The sequence below is a fragment of the Serratia quinivorans genome (genome assembly GCF_052113645.1).
Classification (GTDB): Bacteria; Pseudomonadota; Gammaproteobacteria; order Enterobacterales; family Enterobacteriaceae; genus Serratia; species Serratia quinivorans_B.
Window position 1 is genome coordinate 1 of the sequence record NZ_JBIEIU010000030.1, and the last position, 15164, is coordinate 15164.

Below are 15164 nucleotides of genomic sequence, written 5' to 3' on the forward strand. Positions count from 1 at the left end.
GATTTTTTCTCTTCGAACCCCGGAGACTCTGTGAAGTTGTTCACATGTTCCGTGTCGATGGAGGCGCATTATAGGGATCCGAGTTTTTTGCACAACCCCTTTTTAGATCTTTTCTTTCTGTTTGCACACTTTTCAGCCCTTTCGGGCGGATCTTGCGCGATCAGGGCTGTTTTCCTTAGGATCCATTGCGTCGATTGGTTGTAATTCCACCGCCAACGTCTAGTATTGCCGGTAAATATGATCCTGACGTGAGGCTATTACCATGTCCGATGCAGTACGTTCTTATCTTCATTACTCTCCTAAACTGGGTCAGCGCGTGATGATCGACCCTTCCAGCGTGGTGATCGGCAACGTTGAGCTGGCCGATGACGTCAGCATCTGGCCGTTGGTTGCCATCCGTGGCGACGTGAACGCGGTAAAAATCGGTTCACGCAGTAATATTCAGGATGGCAGCGTGTTACACGTGACCCATAAGTCCGAACATAACCCTGAAGGTTACCCATTGCTGATCGGTGAAGATGTTACCGTAGGGCACAAAGCGATGTTGCACGGCTGTGCCATCGGCAACCGGGTGCTGGTCGGGATGGGTTCGATCCTTTTGGATGGTGCAGTAATAGAAGACGATGTGATGATTGGAGCCGGCAGCCTGGTGGCTCCGGGTAAACGTCTGGCAAGCGGTTATCTTTATATGGGTAGCCCGGCGCGCCAGGTTCGTCCATTGACCGCCGCCGAACGAGAAGGGTTACTTTACTCTTCTACTAACTATGTACGCTGGAAAGACGAATATTTGTCAGAAGATATCTGATCAGCGCCCGCTCCCTAAAGAGAGAACGGGCCCAAGGTTATGCCGCCAGCTCGCGACGCAGCTGGCGCAGCACCGGTTCAATCTCCGGCATCACACCATGCCATAACAGGAACGCATGCGCGGCCTGCCCCACCAGCATCCCTAATCCGTCGGCATAGGCTGTAGCGCCCTGTTGCTGCGCCCAGGTCAGAAACGGCGTTAACCCCTGCTGATAAAACATGTCATAACAACAGGTGTGCCCATTGATCACACCAGCCGGCAATGCCGGGATCTCACCACTGATGCCGGAGGCCGTAGCGTTGATCACTAAATCGAACTGTTGTTGATCGAGTTGATCCAGAGGTAATGCGGAGATTTTACCGAGATGCTGAAAGCCCTGTGCCAGTATTTGCGCGCGGCTGAAAGTACGGTTAGTGATCGTCATCTCACAACCCAAAGACAGCAGCGGCAAGATCACGCCACGCGCTGCGCCACCGGCTCCCACCAGCAGGATACGATCCTTTGGTTTGATCAATCCCTGGCGTTCCAGATCGGTCAGCAACCCAATCCCATCGGTATTGTCACCCAATAGCCCGCCGTCCGGCAGCACCTTTAGCGTATTGACCGCACCGGCCAGCGAGGCACGCTCACTCAATTCAGTCGCGGCTTGGTAGGCATGCTCTTTAAAAGGCACGGTGACGTTCGCCCCCTGCCCACCGGCCTGAATGAACGCTTGCAGAGTCGTTTCGAAACCGTCCAGCGGTGCCAACACCGTACCATAAGGGTGCTCTATACCGGTTTGGGCGGCAAACAACGCATGAATGCGCGGCGATTTGCTGTGGCTGATAGGGTTACCGAATACTGCAAACTTCTCCATTCACATTACCTCTAGCCTTGACGGATCTGTTCGCCGGTCAGGGCATCTCTGATTTCTGAAGGGTTAAGGCGGCCACCGACGCTGCCGGCTAACACCGGAAACGCGGTACCAAACTGTTGCTGCACCGCATCGGCACTGCGGCAGGGATCTTGCCCACTGAGGTTGGCACTGGTCGAGACCAGCGGTTTCCCGAACTGTCGGCAAAGCTGCAGAACCAAGGGATGATCGCTAACCCGCACCGCCAAAGAGTTAAAACGGCCTGTCAGCAAGCGTGACGTTTCCGGCCGGGCAGGTATCACCCAAGTAACAGGGCCTGGCCAACTGGCAAAAATCGCAGCACGCTGCCGTTCGCTCAGCGCACTGTCATCTATATAAGGTGCTAACTGCACATAATCGGCGGCGATGAGGATCAGTCCCTTTTCCCAGGGGCGTTGTTTGAGAGCCAGCAACGCATTAACCGCTTGTTCACTGTCAGGATCGCATCCCAGACCAAATACGGCTTCGGTAGGATAAGCGATAACCTGCTGACGATGCAGCGCGTTAATAATGGGGGTAAAGAAGGAAGTGGTATCTGAGTTCATGGTGTCATTATTCTGTGGTTGCTACGGGTTTGCCGCACAGTTTACTGGCACAGCAAAGGGTTGGGCCTTTTGCCGTACGCTTTTCCATCAGCAGCGGATAGTGGCAGTACTCGCACTCGCCGGCGACGGGTTTAAAATTGAGGACAAACTGGCATTCAGGGTAGCGATCACAGGAGTGAAAAATTTTGCCATAGCGCGATTTACGCTGCAGCAGTTTGCCCTGGCCGCACTGCGGACAGCTGATACTGGTTTCGTCCGGTTTGTCGATAACCTCGGTGTGATCGCACTCTGGGTAGTTACTGCAACTGATAAACATACCGTAACGGCCCTGACGCAATGCCAGCGTCGCCTGGCATTTAGGGCATTCCTGCCCGTCCAACATTTTGACGATATGCCCATCGGCCTGCGCTTTCAGCGGCCGAATATGTTGGCATTCAGGATAACGGGAACAGCCGAGAAAAGGGCCGTGGCGACCACTGCGGATCACCAATTCGGCCCCGCATTCCGGACAGGGTTCATTTTGCCTGGCGGCAAAAATCGCTGCTTTTGTCATAACTTCTTCTATTCATGTTATCGGCTCAGTGCAGATAACCTTCGTTTACTTCAAACAACAGTTCTTCCATTTGCTGATAAGCGCTTTCATATCCAGGGATATTAAACAACACCATCAGCACCACCCATTTCAGATCTTCGAGATCGAATTCCGTGTTATCCAAAGCCATAACACGATCGATAACCATTTCACGGGTTTCGAGGTTCAATACCTGAATCTGCTCCAGGAACAGGAGGAAACCACGGCAACTGGCATCCAAACGCACGCCTTCTTCTTCGGTGTAAATCCGCATGGCCAGCGGATCGGCATCCATAAAATACGGCGCATTTTCGCCTTCCTGCAGGTCAGCGAGTTTTTCAAGCCAATTCAACGCGTTGTAGATATCATCCCGATGAAACCCCGCCTGAGCGAGATCATCGGTCAGTTGATCCTGATCGACGCGCATCTCTGGTTCATTGTGGATATAAGTTTCAAACAAGTACATCAGTACGTCGAACATGGCCTGCCCTCCTTATTCGGACATAGCCGCCGGGTACAGCTGCGATCCACCCTGCTAACTCCAGATCGAGTAACTTGATTACTACCTCTGGCACAGGTTGGCCGGCACGTTCAGCGACGACGTCAACAGGTGTCACCTCATCTCCTACGTTAGCCAACACATCGGCAAATGGCAATTCAACTTCGGCTTCTGACGCACAAATAGTTGTATTTTCGTTCAACGACAGCCAATGCAGACCACTTCCCAGCTGTTCTGCGATCTCTTTTGGCCCGGTAACCAGATAGGCGCCTTGTTGGATCAGCCAATGTGTTCCCTCGCTCATCGGGTTACCCAGTGCACCGGGCAAAGCGAAAACCTCACGCCCCTGCTCCAGCGCACAACGGGCGGTAATCAGCGTTCCGCTGCGCAGGGAGGCTTCAATCACCACCACGCCCAGGCTTAACCCACTGATGATGCGGTTACGACGTGGGAAATGATCTGGCATCGGCAGATCGGTGACCAGGTATTCAGAGAGCAAAGCCCCGCCGCTGTCAGTAATATTTTCGGCCAGGCGGCGATGTCGACGCGGATAGATATTGGCCAGGCCACTGCCCAGAACGGCAACCGTATACCCTTGTGCCGACAGTGCAGCGCGATGGCAGATACTATCAATGCCGAGGGCCAGTCCGCTGGTGATGGTAAACCCACAATGCACCAGGCCGGTGGCAAAATAGTTGGCCCAGTGTTCACCGTAATGGCTGAAATGACGGCTGCCGACCATGGCGACTTGCGGCTGCTGCACGGCTTCCGGGTTGCCTTTTACCAGCAACAGCAACGGCGCATCGTCGATATGAAGCAATTGCTCTGGATAACCGCTCTCACCGTAGATCCACAGAAAATGGTCGGGCTGTTCCAGCCAGGTTAGCGTGGCAGCCAGATAACGCGGGTCCGCCTGGCGAAATTGGGCCTGCTGCCGGGCATTCAGTCCCAATTCCTGCAGCAAGCGAAAAGGCTCTCCACCGGCCGATAGCATCTGCCGTATTATCTGGCTGGCCCGCGCTGCGCCAAGCCCAGTGACCCCGCGCATCCGTAAGCCGATTTCCTGTGCCTGCATCGCCTGTTCCCTCGCAGAAAATGGTGGTATTACCAATTCGAGCAATTGGTGCGCAATGCTGTCAATCAGGCCGGGAAATGTCTAGAATAGAAGCTAAACCTCGTTTATCACTCGGATACAGATCTCAAGATATATGTCAGTATTGCAGGTATTACATTACCCAGATGACCGGCTGCGCAAAGTTGCGGCCCCGGTAAAAGAAGTCAATGCGAATATCCAGCGCATCGTGGATGATATGTTTGAAACCATGTACGCAGAGGAAGGCATTGGCCTGGCTGCGACACAGGTGGATATCCATCAGCGCATTATCGTCATTGACGTTTCTGAAAACCGCGATCAGCGCCTGGTGCTGATCAACCCGGAGCTGCTGGAAAAAAGCGGCGAAACCGGGATCGAGGAAGGTTGCCTTTCCATTCCTGAGCAGCGTGCTTTAGTCCCGCGCGCCGCTAACGTGAAAATCAAAGCGCTGGACCGCGACGGCAAGCCTTTTGAGCTGGAAGCCGACGATCTGCTGGCCATCTGTATTCAGCACGAGATGGATCACCTGGTCGGCAAGCTGTTCGTCGATTACCTGTCGCCACTGAAGCGCCAGCGTATCCGTCAGAAGCTGGAAAAATTGGCCAAGTTTAACGCGCGCGCCTAACCGAGCAGGAAATCAACGTGTCTGACTCTTTACGGATTATTTTCGCCGGAACTCCAGACTTCGCAGCGCGTCATCTTGACGCGCTGTTGTCATCTGGGCACCAGATTGTCGGGGTTTTCACCCAGCCCGACCGCCCTGCCGGTCGCGGCAACAAGCTGACGCCAAGCCCGGTCAAGGTTCTGGCCGAGCAGCACCATTTACCGGTGTTTCAACCAAAATCACTGCGCCCGGAAGAAAACCAGCACCTGGTTGCCGATCTCAACGCCGATGTGATGGTCGTGGTGGCTTATGGTCTGATCCTGCCGAAAGCGGTGCTGGATATGCCGCGACTCGGTTGCATCAACGTTCACGGTTCATTGCTGCCGCGCTGGCGCGGTGCCGCGCCAATCCAACGTTCACTCTGGGCCGGCGATAACGAAACCGGCGTGACCATCATGCAGATGGACGTGGGTCTGGACACCGGCGATATGATGCACAAAATCGCCTGCCCGATCGAAGCCGATGACACCAGCGCCAGTCTGTACGACAAGCTGGCGCAGCTCGGACCGCAGGGCATGCTGACCACGCTGCAGCAAATGGCCGAAGGTTCGGCCAAACGTGAAGTTCAGGATGAATCGCTGGTCACTTACGCCGAGAAGCTGAGCAAAGAAGAAGCTCGTCTGGACTGGAGCCTGTCAGCCGTGCAGCTTGAACGCTGTATTCGCGCCTTTAACCCGTGGCCAGTCAGCTATTTCACCATTGACGATCAGCCGGTAAAAGTGTGGCAGGCAACCGTGCTGGAGCAAAGTGCCAGCCCAGAACCCGGCACCATCATTCATGCCGATAAACACGGCATTCAGGTGGCTACCGCCGAGGGTATCCTCAACCTGACCCAACTGCAGCCGGCGGGTAAAAAACCCATGTCGGCGCAGGATCTGCTGAACTCACGCCGTGAATGGTTTACCCCGGGCAACCGGTTATAAACCGCCCCCACTGCCCGGCCGATAATCGCCGGGCTGTTTCTTTCTTAACGCCGATCGTTATCAGCTTTAGCCTATGAAAAATAATTACAATCTCCGAAGCCACGCTGCCAAAGCCATCGGCCAAGTGCTGGACCAGGGTCAGTCACTCAGTACTGTCCTGCCGCCACTGCAAAAAACCATTTCTGACAAGGACCGTGCTCTGCTCCAGGAGCTGTGCTTCGGCACCCTGCGCGTACTGCCGCAGTTGGAATGGTGCATTCAGCAATTGATGGCCAAGCCAATGACCGGTAAACAGCGCACGCTGCACTATTTGCTGATGGTTGGCCTGTATCAACTGCTGTATACCCGTATCCCCGCTCATGCGGTGTTGGCGGAAACCGTGGAAGGCGCAGTGGCACTGAAGCGACCGCAGCTTAAAGGGCTGATCAACGGCGTCTTGCGCCAGTTCCAGCGCCAGCAGGATGAACTGTTGCAACGCGCCGCCAATAATGACAGCCGCTATCTGCATCCAAGCTGGCTGTTGAAGCGCATCCAACAGGCCTATCCTGCGCAGTGGGAACAAATCGTTGAGGCCAACAATCAGAAACCACCGATGTGGCTGCGTGTCAGCCGCCTTCATCACACTCGCGAAGACTACCTGCGGTTGATGGAACAAGCGGGCATTGCCGCTGAACCACATGCCGAATATCGCGATGCAGTACGCCTGCTGGCCCCCTGCGCCGTTACCGACCTGCCTGGTTTTGCCGACGGCTGGGTCACGGTGCAGGATGCTTCCGCTCAAGGTTGTGTCGATCTCCTGGATCCACAGGATGGGGAACAGATCCTCGATCTGTGCGCAGCTCCCGGTGGCAAAACCACCCATATTCTAGAGGCGGCTCCCAAGGCCCATGTGATGGCGGTCGATATCGATGAGCAGCGCCTGAGCCGGGTCAAAGAAAACCTGCAACGCCTGCGTTTACACGCCGAAGTGAAGCAAGGCGATGGTCGCACACCGCAACAATGGTGCGGCGATAAGCAATTCGATCGCATTTTGCTGGATGCCCCGTGCTCTGCCACTGGTGTGATCCGTCGTCATCCGGACATCAAATGGTTGCGTCGCGACAGTGATATAGCTGAACTGGCCGCACTGCAGGCCGAGATTATTGAAGCCATTTGGCCACATCTCAAAAAGGGTGGGGTGATGGTATACGCCACCTGCTCAATCCTGCCGGCGGAGAACGCTGAGCAGATTACCGCCTTCCTCCAGCGTCATCCCGATGCTCGCCTGGTTGAAACCGGCAACGAGCAACAGCCTGGCCGACAGAATCTTCCGCATCCAGAGGATGGGGATGGCTTCTTTTACGCTAAGCTGATTAAAATGTAGCTGTTCAGTACTCAGGGCGCGGCTGTTGCGCCCTTTCAGACCATCTTCAGCGGTTTCAGTGTGAAGCAGAGAAGCGAATGAAAATAATTATTCTTGGCGCAGGTCAGGTTGGTGGGACACTGGCGGAAAACCTGGTCGGCGAAAACAACGATATTACCGTCGTGGATACCGACTCCGGCCGCCTGCGTCAGTTACAGGATAAGTTTGACCTGCGGGTTGTTCAGGGCTACGGTTCCCACCCGCGCGTACTGCGAGAAGCAGGCGCAGAAGATGCCGATATGCTGGTTGCGGTCACTAACTCTGACGAAACCAATATGATTGCCTGCCAGATTGCCTACTCGCTGTTTAATACGCCGAACCGCATCGCCCGTATCCGCGCACCAGAATATATCCGCGAATCAGAGAAGCTTTTTCAGCCGGAAGCGGTGCCAATTGATCATCTGATTTCACCGGAACAGCTGGTTATCGATTACATTTATAAATTGATTGAATACCCGGGTGCTCTGCAGGTAGTGAATTTTGCAGAAGGTAAAGTCAGCATTGCCGCAGTAAAAGCCTATTATGGCGGCCCGTTAGTGGGTAATGCCCTGTCTTCTATGCGCGAACATATGCCGCATATTGATACGCGCGTTGCCGCCATCTTCCGTCAGGATCGGCCTATTCGCCCGCAAGGCTCCACCATTATCGAGGCCGGCGACGAGGTGTTCTTTGTTGCCGCTTCACAGCACATTCGTGCGGTAATGAGTGAGCTGCAACGACTGGAAAAACCCTATAAACGTATCATGATTGTCGGCGGCGGTAACGTCGGTGCAGGCCTGGCACAGCGACTGGAGAAATCCTACAACGTGAAGCTGATCGAACGTAATCAGCAGCGTGCCACAGAGTTAGCCGAACAGTTGCATGACACGATCGTGTTTTATGGCGATGCCTCTGACCAGGAACTCCTGGCGGAAGAACATGTTGATCAGGTGGATGTCTTTATCGCCATCACCAATGATGATGAAGCCAATATTATGTCAGCCATGCTTGCCAAACGCATGGGCGCCAAAAAGGTGATGGTGCTGATCCAGCGTCGTGCCTATGTTGACCTGGTGCAAGGCAGCGTAATCGACATTGCCATTTCCCCACAGCAAGCCACGATCTCGGCGCTGTTGGGCCACGTACGTAAAGCGGATATAGTCAGCGTTTCCTCTCTGCGCCGTGGCGTGGCGGAAGCCATCGAAGCCATTGCACACGGCGATGAAAGTACGTCGAAAGTGGTGGGTCGCATTGTTGAAGATATTAAATTACCACCGGGTACCACCATCGGCGCCATTGTACGCGGTGATGACGTTATTATTGCTAATGGCAGCAGCAAAATCGAACAGGGCGATCACGTCATTATGTTTATTACCGATAAAAAGTTCGTTCCTGACGTTGAACGTTTGTTCCAGCCAAGCCCATTCTTCCTGTAGAACGAATTAATTGGCCATGGTCTATAATCAGGTTGATATTCGCTACCGTGGGTAAGAAGGGATAAAATCTTTTCTCTGCTTATTGTGGCAAAGGGAAATTGCTTTGTTAAACTTGTGTTATTAATTTCTTTGAGGGGTGTTCTATGAGTATGTTGAAAGAGTTCCGCGAGTTTGCCATGCGTGGCAACGTGGTCGATCTGGCCGTCGGTGTGATTATCGGCGCTGCCTTCGGTAAAATCGTATCGTCTTTCGTTGCAGATATCATCATGCCACCGCTGGGTTTACTGATTGGCGGCGTTGATTTCAAGCAGTTCCACCTGGTACTGCGGGAAGCTCAGGGTGCCGTTCCTGCCGTGGTAATGAACTACGGTTCTTTCATTCAAACCGTTTTTGATTTCGTCATTGTCGCCTTCGCTATTTTCCTGGCCATTAAATTAATGAACAGAATGCGCCGCAAGCAAGCTGAAGAACCGGCAGCTCCTCCTGCCCCCACTGCAGAAGAAAAACTGCTGACTGAAATTCGCGATTTGCTGAGCCAACAGCAGCAGCCCAAACTGTAAATCAGTTTATCCTGCGCTAATAAAAAGCCATCTTAATACGATGGCTTTTTTAATGTCTTAAAACCAGAAGGCCAGTGGTAAATTATCGTTTGATAGTTTACCACTGGCCTCCCAGTTACCGCCTTTTGCGTGTTTGTCTTTACGCCGGTAGCTGCCCTTCCCTTTGGTATTTTTCTCTACCCTTTGGCGGAATAATGGATCGTGTAACAGTGCCTCAATGGCATTGTCCTGGATCTTACCTTTGGTATGTCGGTATTGAGTCATGATAATTCGCCTTATTAATGTATGGTTATAAAACGAGGTGATAATACTGCCGGTGAGGTAAAAATTAAAGAGCTCCCTACCTTATCAGGCACCTTTTTTCACTTTTTCATCACTGGCGCCCTGCTCCAGCGCTTCCAGAATAGAACAATAATTGCTGGTATGCGCGCTGCCACAACAGGCATCACTAAGACGCTTTAGCGATTCACGCATCCGCTTTAGCTCCTTAAGTTTGTTCTCTACTTCATTCAATCGCGCATCGACGATCGACTTCGATTCCCGACAGGTATGATGCTCAGGATCAACACGGATCGACAGCAGTTCGGCGATAGTTTCCAACGTAAAGCCGAGCTGCTTGGCATAACGGATAAAACGCAACCGTTGCAGATCCTGATCGCTGTACAAGCGATAGCCGCCTTCGGTACGAATGTTATGATCCATCATTCCCTGCTTCTCGTAATAGCGCACGGTGTCCGGCGTTACGTCAGCAAGTTTTGCCAGTTGGCCAATCTTAAACATCACTCTTCCTCCGGTGCAAACTTGCCACTTAATGCTCTCTGATATTCACCGTGCAAAAAATCGGTGCTCATCCCAGCCTGGCGAAGACGGTGTTCCAACAGCGTCATCCGCTTTCCAAGTTCGACATAGTCTGGGTGCTCACTATCAATTCCCTGCAGTACACGGGCAATATTCAGAGCCTCTTTACGGTCTTCAAGCTCGGTGGGTAGATAGCCAGCATTTTTCAACAGACGAAAGCCGGTACGCAACTCAGGTGGTACTGTACTGTCATCATCCAACTCTAGCGGTTGCCCCTGGCCTGGCAAGTTATCCAACTCACCTTTCGCCTGCGCATCAAGAATATGACGTTCCGCCCATTGATCGAGTAACCACATAGCATGATCTCTCAACTGACCTGATTCATAGCGTTAGCATAGCGGATAGGGAGGGGGATCTTAAGTCTGGCGGGGGGAAGAACGCACGTTTGGCTGATGATGGACGTAAAAAAACCGGGCAAGCCCGGTTTTTTCACGCGTCTACAGATTACTCTGCAGTTGCTACTTCTGCTTGAGACTCAGCACGATCAACCAGCTCGATGTATGCCATCGGCGCGTTGTCGCCTGCGCGGAAGCCACACTTCAGAATGCGAGTGTAACCACCGGCACGGCTCGCAAAACGCGGGCCCAGCTCGTTAAACAGTTTTGCCACGATCTCGTTATCACGAGTACGGGCGAATGCCAGACGACGATTAGCTACGCTGTCGGTCTTGGCAAGAGTAATCAGCGGCTCAACAACGCGACGCAGCTCTTTCGCTTTTGGCAAGGTCGTCTTGATGATCTCATGACGAACCAAAGAGCCGGCCATGTTACGGAACATAGCCTGGCGATGGCTGCTGTTACGGTTCAGTTGACGACCACTCTTACGATGGCGCATGACCTTATCCTTCTCAGTAAAACCTTAACCTGTGATCCGGTTACTCGTCAGCAATGCTTGCCGGTGGCCAATTTTCCAGGCGCATGCCCAGAGAAAGTCCACGGGAGGCCAGCACGTCTTTAATCTCAGTAAGAGATTTTTTACCCAGGTTCGGCGTTTTCAGCAACTCAACCTCGGTACGCTGTACCAGATCACCGATGTAGTGGATAGCTTCTGCCTTAAGGCAGTTAGCAGAGCGGACAGTCAATTCCAGATCGTCAACAGGGCGCAGCAGGATCGGATCGAACTCTGGTTTTTCTTCTTTAACTTCCGGTTGACGTACATCACGCAAGTCAACGAAGGCTTCAAGTTGTTCGGCCAGGATGGTTGCCGCACGGCGGATCGCCTCTTCAGGATCGATCGTGCCATTGGTTTCCATTTCGATTACCAGCTTGTCCAGGTCAGTACGCTGTTCTACACGCGCTGCTTCAACATTGTAGGCAATACGCTCTACAGGGCTATAGCATGCGTCAACCAACAGACGACCGATCGGGCGCTCATCTTCTTCCGAATGAATTCGGGCAGAAGCCGGCACATAACCACGACCACGTTGAACTTTGATACGCATGCTGATAGCAGCGTTTTCATCGGTCAGGTGGCAGATCACGTGCTGAGGCTTGACGATTTCGACATCACCATCATGGGTAATGTCGGCAGCGGTCACAGGGCCAATGCCAGATTTATTCAGGGTAAGAATAACTTCATCTTTGCCTTGAACTCTCACCGCCAGCCCTTTCAGGTTGAGCAGGATCTCCAGGATATCTTCCTGTACGCCTTCTTTGGTGCTGTACTCGTGCAGTACACCATCAATCTCAACCTCGGTCACCGCGCAACCCGGCATAGATGAAAGCAGAATACGGCGCAGTGCGTTGCCAAGAGTATGGCCAAAGCCACGCTCTAAAGGCTCAAGGGTCACCTTGGCGTGCGTCGAACTGACTTGCTCGATATCTACCAGGCGCGGTTTTAGAAACTCTGTCACAGAACCCTGCATTGTGTCCTCTCTTTGGTACTAAGCCTTACTTGGAGTAAAGCTCGACGATCAGGTGTTCGTTAATGTCCGCAGACAGATCGGTACGTTCAGGCATACGCTTGAACACGCCTTCCATCTTAGCAGCATCAACTTCAAGCCAAGTCGGCTTTTCACGCTGCTCAGCCAGCTCCAGAGAAGCTTTAACACGAGATTGCTTTTTAGCTTTCTCGCGGATGCTGACTACGTCATTCGGAGATACCTGATAAGAAGCGATGTTAACAACGCGACCATTTACCATAATTGCTTTGTGGCTAACCAACTGACGTGACTCTGCACGAGTAGCGCCGAAGCCCATACGGTAAACAACGTTGTCCAAACGACCTTCCAGCAGTTGCAACAGGTTTGCACCGGTGTTGCCCTTCAGGCGTGCTGCTTCTTTGTAATAGTTACGGAATTGACGCTCCAGAACACCGTACATACGGCGAACTTTTTGCTTCTCACGTAACTGTACACCATAGTCAGACAGACGCGGTTTACGCGCACCGTGTTGACCAGGCGGTTGCTCAATTTTACACTTGGTATCGATCGCGCGAACGCCAGACTTCAGGAACAGGTCTGTGCCCTCACGGCGGCTAAGCTTGAGCTTAGGACCCAAATATCTTGCCATTTTCTTTCTCCAACTAACCTAAAAGCAGCGTTATACGCGACGCTTTTTCGGCGGACGACAACCGTTGTGAGGGATAGGAGTCACATCAGTAATGTTAGTGATGCGGAAACCTGCGGCGTTCAGTGCACGAATAGTTGATTCGCGACCCGGACCCGGTCCCTTAACCATAACTTCCAGGTTCTTGATACCGTATTCTTTTACTGCGTCAGCACAACGTTCGGCTGCAACCTGAGCTGCAAACGGAGTTGACTTACGAGAACCACGGAAACCAGAACCACCGGCAGTTGCCCAACCCAATGCATTACCCTGACGATCGGTAATAGTCACAATGGTGTTGTTGAAAGAAGCATGGACATGAGCCACGCCGTCAGAGACTTGCTTTCTTACACGCTTACGTGTACGAACAGGTGCCTTTGCCATTATTCAATCACCCTGATTATTTCTTGATCGGTTTACGCGGACCCTTACGGGTACGTGCGTTGGTCTTCGTACGCTGACCGCGAACTGGCAGACCACGACGATGACGCAAACCACGGTATGTACCAAGATCCATCAGACGCTTGATGCTCAGGGTAACTTCACGACGCAAATCACCTTCTACAGTGAATTTGGCGACTGCTTCACGCAGCTGTTCAATTTGCTCTTCAGACAGCTCACTGATCTTAACATGTTCAGCAATACCCGTGGCCGCACAGATAGACTGTGAGCGGGTTTTACCGATTCCGAAGATCGCCGTTAAGGCAATTACGGTATGTTTATGATCAGGAATGTTAATGCCTGCTATACGGGCCACTATGCACTCCTACTATTTTATACGGCAACACCATTCTGAAAAGCCCGTTTTCAGGATACTCAAATAATGTTGCAGCTACATACAAAAGATTGGCTGGCTAATCTAGCCAGCTCAACCCAACTTTGCAAGAAAAATATGCGAGATAATCAGCCTTGACGCTGTTTATGCTTCGGCTCGGCGCTGCAAATCACACGAACGACACCGTTACGCTTAACGATTTTGCAGTTACGACATAATTTCTTGACGGAAGCACGAACTTTCATTTTTACTCTCCGTAACTTCTCAAACGCACCTGGTTAGCGGTTATAGCCTTTCAGGTTTGCTTTCTTCAATGCAGACTCGTACTGACTTGACATCATCAGAGTTTGCACTTGAGCCATAAAGTCCATGATGACGACAACCACGATCAGTAGCGAGGTACCACCAAAGTAGAATGGTACTTTCATTGCATCACGCATGAACTCCGGGATCAGGCAGATGAAAGTAATGTACATCGCGCCCACCAGGGTTAAACGCGTCATTACTTTATCGATGTACTTCGCCGTTTGCTCTCCCGGACGAATTCCTGGTACGAAGGCACCGGACTTCTTCAGGTTATCTGCTGTCTCACGCGGGTTGAAAACCAACGCCGTGTAAAAGAAACAGAAGAAGATGATTGCAGACGCATAGAGTAACACATAAAGCGGTTGCCCTGGCTGCAAATACAGCGAAATCGTTGTCAGCCAGTTCCAACCGGTACCGCCCCCAAACCATGATGCAATCGTGGCAGGGAACAGAATAATGCTGGAAGCGAAGATTGCCGGGATAACCCCTGCCATGTTCACTTTCAACGGTAAGTGTGTGCTCTGTGCTGCATAAACACGACGACCTTGTTGACGCTTCGCATAGTTAACGACGATACGACGTTGACCACGTTCGATGAAAACAACGAAGAAGGTTACTGCAAACACTAATACTGCAACCAACAGCAACAGGAGGAAGTGCAGGTCGCCTTGCCGGGCTTGCTCAATAGTATGGGCCACTGCCGGCGGGAGTCCCGCTACAATACCTGCGAAGATAATGATCGAGATACCGTTACCGATACCGCGTTCAGTAATCTGTTCACCCAGCCACATCAGGAACATTGTCCCGGTAACCAAGCTCACTACTGCAGTAAAGTAGAATGCAAAGCCTGGGTTTAACACCAGACCCTGCATACCAGGCATATTCGGTAGACCGGTAGCAATACCGATCGACTGGAATATGGCCAACACCAGCGTACCGTAGCGGGTGTACTGGCTAATCTTACGACGGCCAGCCTCCCCTTCTTTCTTAATTTCTGCCAACGCTGGATGAACCACCGTTAACAGCTGGATAATGATCGACGCCGAAATATACGGCATGATCCCCAGAGCAAAGATAGAAGCACGGCTGAGGGCACCACCAGAGAACATGTTAAACATTTCAATGATAGTGCCTCTCTGCTGCTCGAGCAATTTGGCAAGCACAGTGGCATCGATACCAGGAATCGGAATAAAAGAGCCGATACGGAAGACAATCAGCGCGCCGATTACAAACAAAAGTCTGCGCTTCAGCTCGCCGAGTCCGCCTTTAGCACTTTGAAAATCTAATCCTGGTTGCTTAGCCATCTGCTA

21 protein-coding genes are annotated in these 15164 nt (G+C 52.3%); 6 read left to right on the forward strand and 15 right to left on the reverse strand.

Annotated elements, in window-relative coordinates:
• Window positions 1-262: 262 nt before the first annotated feature.
• Entirely contained in the window at window positions 263-805 is a 543-nt protein-coding gene (locus ACGS9J_RS26445) for a gamma carbonic anhydrase family protein (protein WP_442233546.1), read from the forward strand.
• A gap of 37 nt (window positions 806-842) precedes the next feature.
• Here ACGS9J_RS26445 and aroE read toward each other — a convergent pair whose 3' ends face one another.
• Genes aroE through dprA form a run of 5 tightly spaced genes read right to left on the reverse strand, consistent with a single transcriptional unit; the run spans window position 843 to window position 4387 of the window.
• A complete protein-coding gene (gene aroE / locus ACGS9J_RS26450; protein WP_442233547.1) occupies window positions 843-1661 on the reverse strand; it encodes a shikimate dehydrogenase in 819 nt (272 codons plus the stop codon).
• A gap of 11 nt (window positions 1662-1672) precedes the next feature.
• Window positions 1673-2242, reverse strand: a complete 570-nt coding sequence (gene tsaC, locus ACGS9J_RS26455) for an L-threonylcarbamoyladenylate synthase type 1 TsaC (RefSeq protein ID WP_442233548.1) — start codon at window positions 2240-2242, stop codon at window positions 1673-1675.
• Window positions 2243-2249: 7 nt separating this feature from the next.
• Complete coding sequence (locus tag ACGS9J_RS26460; RefSeq protein ID WP_442233549.1) at window positions 2250-2795, reverse strand: topoisomerase DNA-binding C4 zinc finger domain-containing protein; 546 nt, start codon at window positions 2793-2795, stop codon at window positions 2250-2252.
• 25 nt (window positions 2796-2820) lie between these two features.
• Window positions 2821-3294: a DUF494 family protein Smg gene (gene smg, locus ACGS9J_RS26465; protein ID WP_012147203.1), complete on the reverse strand. Its 474-nt coding sequence runs from the start codon at window positions 3292-3294 to the stop codon at window positions 2821-2823.
• On the reverse strand, window positions 3266-4387 hold the full coding sequence (gene dprA, locus ACGS9J_RS26470) for a DNA-protecting protein DprA (RefSeq protein WP_442233550.1): 1122 nt from the start codon (window positions 4385-4387) through the stop codon (window positions 3266-3268). Before dprA ends, smg begins: the two co-directional genes overlap by 29 nt.
• Window positions 4388-4520: 133 nt before the next feature.
• Here dprA and def point away from each other — a divergent pair, with 133 nt between their 5' ends.
• From def to mscL, 5 genes are all read left to right on the forward strand, one after another.
• The gene (gene def / locus ACGS9J_RS26475) at window positions 4521-5030 is read left to right on the forward strand and encodes a peptide deformylase (protein ID WP_442233551.1); all 510 of its coding nucleotides are present in this window, start codon (window positions 4521-4523) and stop codon (window positions 5028-5030) included.
• A 17-nt stretch (window positions 5031-5047) separates the two neighbouring features.
• Window positions 5048-5992 carry a methionyl-tRNA formyltransferase gene (gene fmt, locus ACGS9J_RS26480; protein ID WP_442233552.1) on the forward strand — a complete coding sequence of 315 codons (945 nt, stop codon included), beginning with the start codon at window positions 5048-5050 and terminating at the stop codon, window positions 5990-5992.
• Window positions 5993-6065: 73 nt separating this feature from the next.
• Window positions 6066-7355, forward strand: a complete 1290-nt coding sequence (rsmB, locus tag ACGS9J_RS26485) for a 16S rRNA (cytosine(967)-C(5))-methyltransferase RsmB (protein ID WP_442233553.1) — start codon at window positions 6066-6068, stop codon at window positions 7353-7355.
• A gap of 77 nt (window positions 7356-7432) precedes the next feature.
• Window positions 7433-8809, forward strand: coding sequence for a Trk system potassium transporter TrkA (trkA, locus tag ACGS9J_RS26490; protein WP_020837226.1), 1377 nt, complete (start codon window positions 7433-7435; stop codon window positions 8807-8809).
• A 143-nt stretch (window positions 8810-8952) separates the two neighbouring features.
• The gene (gene mscL, locus ACGS9J_RS26495) at window positions 8953-9369 is read left to right on the forward strand and encodes a large-conductance mechanosensitive channel protein MscL (protein WP_126485685.1); all 417 of its coding nucleotides are present in this window, start codon (window positions 8953-8955) and stop codon (window positions 9367-9369) included.
• A gap of 57 nt (window positions 9370-9426) precedes the next feature.
• On the opposite strand, the gene ACGS9J_RS26500 is transcribed toward mscL, so the two are convergent.
• From ACGS9J_RS26500 to secY, 10 genes are all read right to left on the reverse strand, one after another.
• Window positions 9427-9633 carry an alternative ribosome-rescue factor A gene (locus ACGS9J_RS26500; RefSeq protein ID WP_020837228.1) on the reverse strand — a complete coding sequence of 69 codons (207 nt, stop codon included), beginning with the start codon at window positions 9631-9633 and terminating at the stop codon, window positions 9427-9429.
• An 84-nt stretch (window positions 9634-9717) separates the two neighbouring features.
• Window positions 9718-10149: a Zn(2+)-responsive transcriptional regulator gene (gene zntR / locus ACGS9J_RS26505; RefSeq protein ID WP_442233554.1), complete on the reverse strand. Its 432-nt coding sequence runs from the start codon at window positions 10147-10149 to the stop codon at window positions 9718-9720.
• Window positions 10149-10523 carry a DUF1992 domain-containing protein gene (locus ACGS9J_RS26510; RefSeq protein ID WP_442233555.1) on the reverse strand — a complete coding sequence of 125 codons (375 nt, stop codon included), beginning with the start codon at window positions 10521-10523 and terminating at the stop codon, window positions 10149-10151. Before ACGS9J_RS26510 ends, zntR begins: the two co-directional genes overlap by 1 nt.
• Before the next feature lie 148 nt (window positions 10524-10671).
• Complete coding sequence (gene rplQ / locus ACGS9J_RS26515; protein WP_004929726.1) at window positions 10672-11061, reverse strand: 50S ribosomal protein L17; 390 nt, start codon at window positions 11059-11061, stop codon at window positions 10672-10674.
• Window positions 11062-11101: 40 nt separating this feature from the next.
• Window positions 11102-12091: a DNA-directed RNA polymerase subunit alpha gene (locus tag ACGS9J_RS26520; RefSeq protein WP_002919219.1), complete on the reverse strand. Its 990-nt coding sequence runs from the start codon at window positions 12089-12091 to the stop codon at window positions 11102-11104.
• Between the two features lie 25 nt (window positions 12092-12116).
• Window positions 12117-12737, reverse strand: a complete 621-nt coding sequence (gene rpsD / locus ACGS9J_RS26525; RefSeq protein WP_004951125.1) for a 30S ribosomal protein S4 — start codon at window positions 12735-12737, stop codon at window positions 12117-12119.
• Between the two features lie 30 nt (window positions 12738-12767).
• Window positions 12768-13157 (reverse strand): 30S ribosomal protein S11, encoded by a 390-nt coding sequence (gene rpsK / locus ACGS9J_RS26530; protein WP_004951128.1) that lies wholly within the window; start codon window positions 13155-13157, stop codon window positions 12768-12770.
• A gap of 16 nt (window positions 13158-13173) precedes the next feature.
• The gene (gene rpsM, locus ACGS9J_RS26535; protein WP_442233556.1) at window positions 13174-13530 is read right to left on the reverse strand and encodes a 30S ribosomal protein S13; all 357 of its coding nucleotides are present in this window, start codon (window positions 13528-13530) and stop codon (window positions 13174-13176) included.
• A 146-nt stretch (window positions 13531-13676) separates the two neighbouring features.
• Window positions 13677-13793: a 50S ribosomal protein L36 gene (rpmJ, locus tag ACGS9J_RS26540; protein ID WP_002227352.1), complete on the reverse strand. Its 117-nt coding sequence runs from the start codon at window positions 13791-13793 to the stop codon at window positions 13677-13679.
• A gap of 33 nt (window positions 13794-13826) precedes the next feature.
• Window positions 13827-15158 (reverse strand): preprotein translocase subunit SecY, encoded by a 1332-nt coding sequence (gene secY / locus ACGS9J_RS26545; protein WP_004929740.1) that lies wholly within the window; start codon window positions 15156-15158, stop codon window positions 13827-13829.
• Window positions 15159-15164 lie beyond the last annotated feature (6 nt).

Coding starts and splice junctions, on each gene's coding strand:
- ACGS9J_RS26445 (WP_442233546.1), top strand. CDS start 263: ATGTCCGATGCAGTACGTTCTTATCTTCATTACTCTCCTAAACTGGGT.
- aroE (WP_442233547.1), bottom strand. CDS start 1,661: ATGGAGAAGTTTGCAGTATTCGGTAACCCTATCAGCCACAGCAAATCG.
- tsaC (WP_442233548.1), bottom strand. CDS start 2,242: ATGAACTCAGATACCACTTCCTTCTTTACCCCCATTATTAACGCGCTG.
- ACGS9J_RS26460 (WP_442233549.1), bottom strand. CDS start 2,795: ATGACAAAAGCAGCGATTTTTGCCGCCAGGCAAAATGAACCCTGTCCG.
- smg (WP_012147203.1), bottom strand. CDS start 3,294: ATGTTCGACGTACTGATGTACTTGTTTGAAACTTATATCCACAATGAA.
- dprA (WP_442233550.1), bottom strand. CDS start 4,387: ATGCAGGCACAGGAAATCGGCTTACGGATGCGCGGGGTCACTGGGCTT.
- def (WP_442233551.1), top strand. CDS start 4,521: ATGTCAGTATTGCAGGTATTACATTACCCAGATGACCGGCTGCGCAAA.
- rsmB (WP_442233553.1), top strand. CDS start 6,066: ATGAAAAATAATTACAATCTCCGAAGCCACGCTGCCAAAGCCATCGGC.
- trkA (WP_020837226.1), top strand. CDS start 7,433: ATGAAAATAATTATTCTTGGCGCAGGTCAGGTTGGTGGGACACTGGCG.
- mscL (WP_126485685.1), top strand. CDS start 8,953: ATGAGTATGTTGAAAGAGTTCCGCGAGTTTGCCATGCGTGGCAACGTG.
- ACGS9J_RS26500 (WP_020837228.1), bottom strand. CDS start 9,633: ATGACTCAATACCGACATACCAAAGGTAAGATCCAGGACAATGCCATT.
- zntR (WP_442233554.1), bottom strand. CDS start 10,149: ATGTTTAAGATTGGCCAACTGGCAAAACTTGCTGACGTAACGCCGGAC.
- ACGS9J_RS26510 (WP_442233555.1), bottom strand. CDS start 10,523: ATGTGGTTACTCGATCAATGGGCGGAACGTCATATTCTTGATGCGCAG.
- rplQ (WP_004929726.1), bottom strand. CDS start 11,061: ATGCGCCATCGTAAGAGTGGTCGTCAACTGAACCGTAACAGCAGCCAT.
- ACGS9J_RS26520 (WP_002919219.1), bottom strand. CDS start 12,091: ATGCAGGGTTCTGTGACAGAGTTTCTAAAACCGCGCCTGGTAGATATC.
- rpsD (WP_004951125.1), bottom strand. CDS start 12,737: ATGGCAAGATATTTGGGTCCTAAGCTCAAGCTTAGCCGCCGTGAGGGC.
- rpsK (WP_004951128.1), bottom strand. CDS start 13,157: ATGGCAAAGGCACCTGTTCGTACACGTAAGCGTGTAAGAAAGCAAGTC.
- rpmJ (WP_002227352.1), bottom strand. CDS start 13,793: ATGAAAGTTCGTGCTTCCGTCAAGAAATTATGTCGTAACTGCAAAATC.
- secY (WP_004929740.1), bottom strand. CDS start 15,158: ATGGCTAAGCAACCAGGATTAGATTTTCAAAGTGCTAAAGGCGGACTC.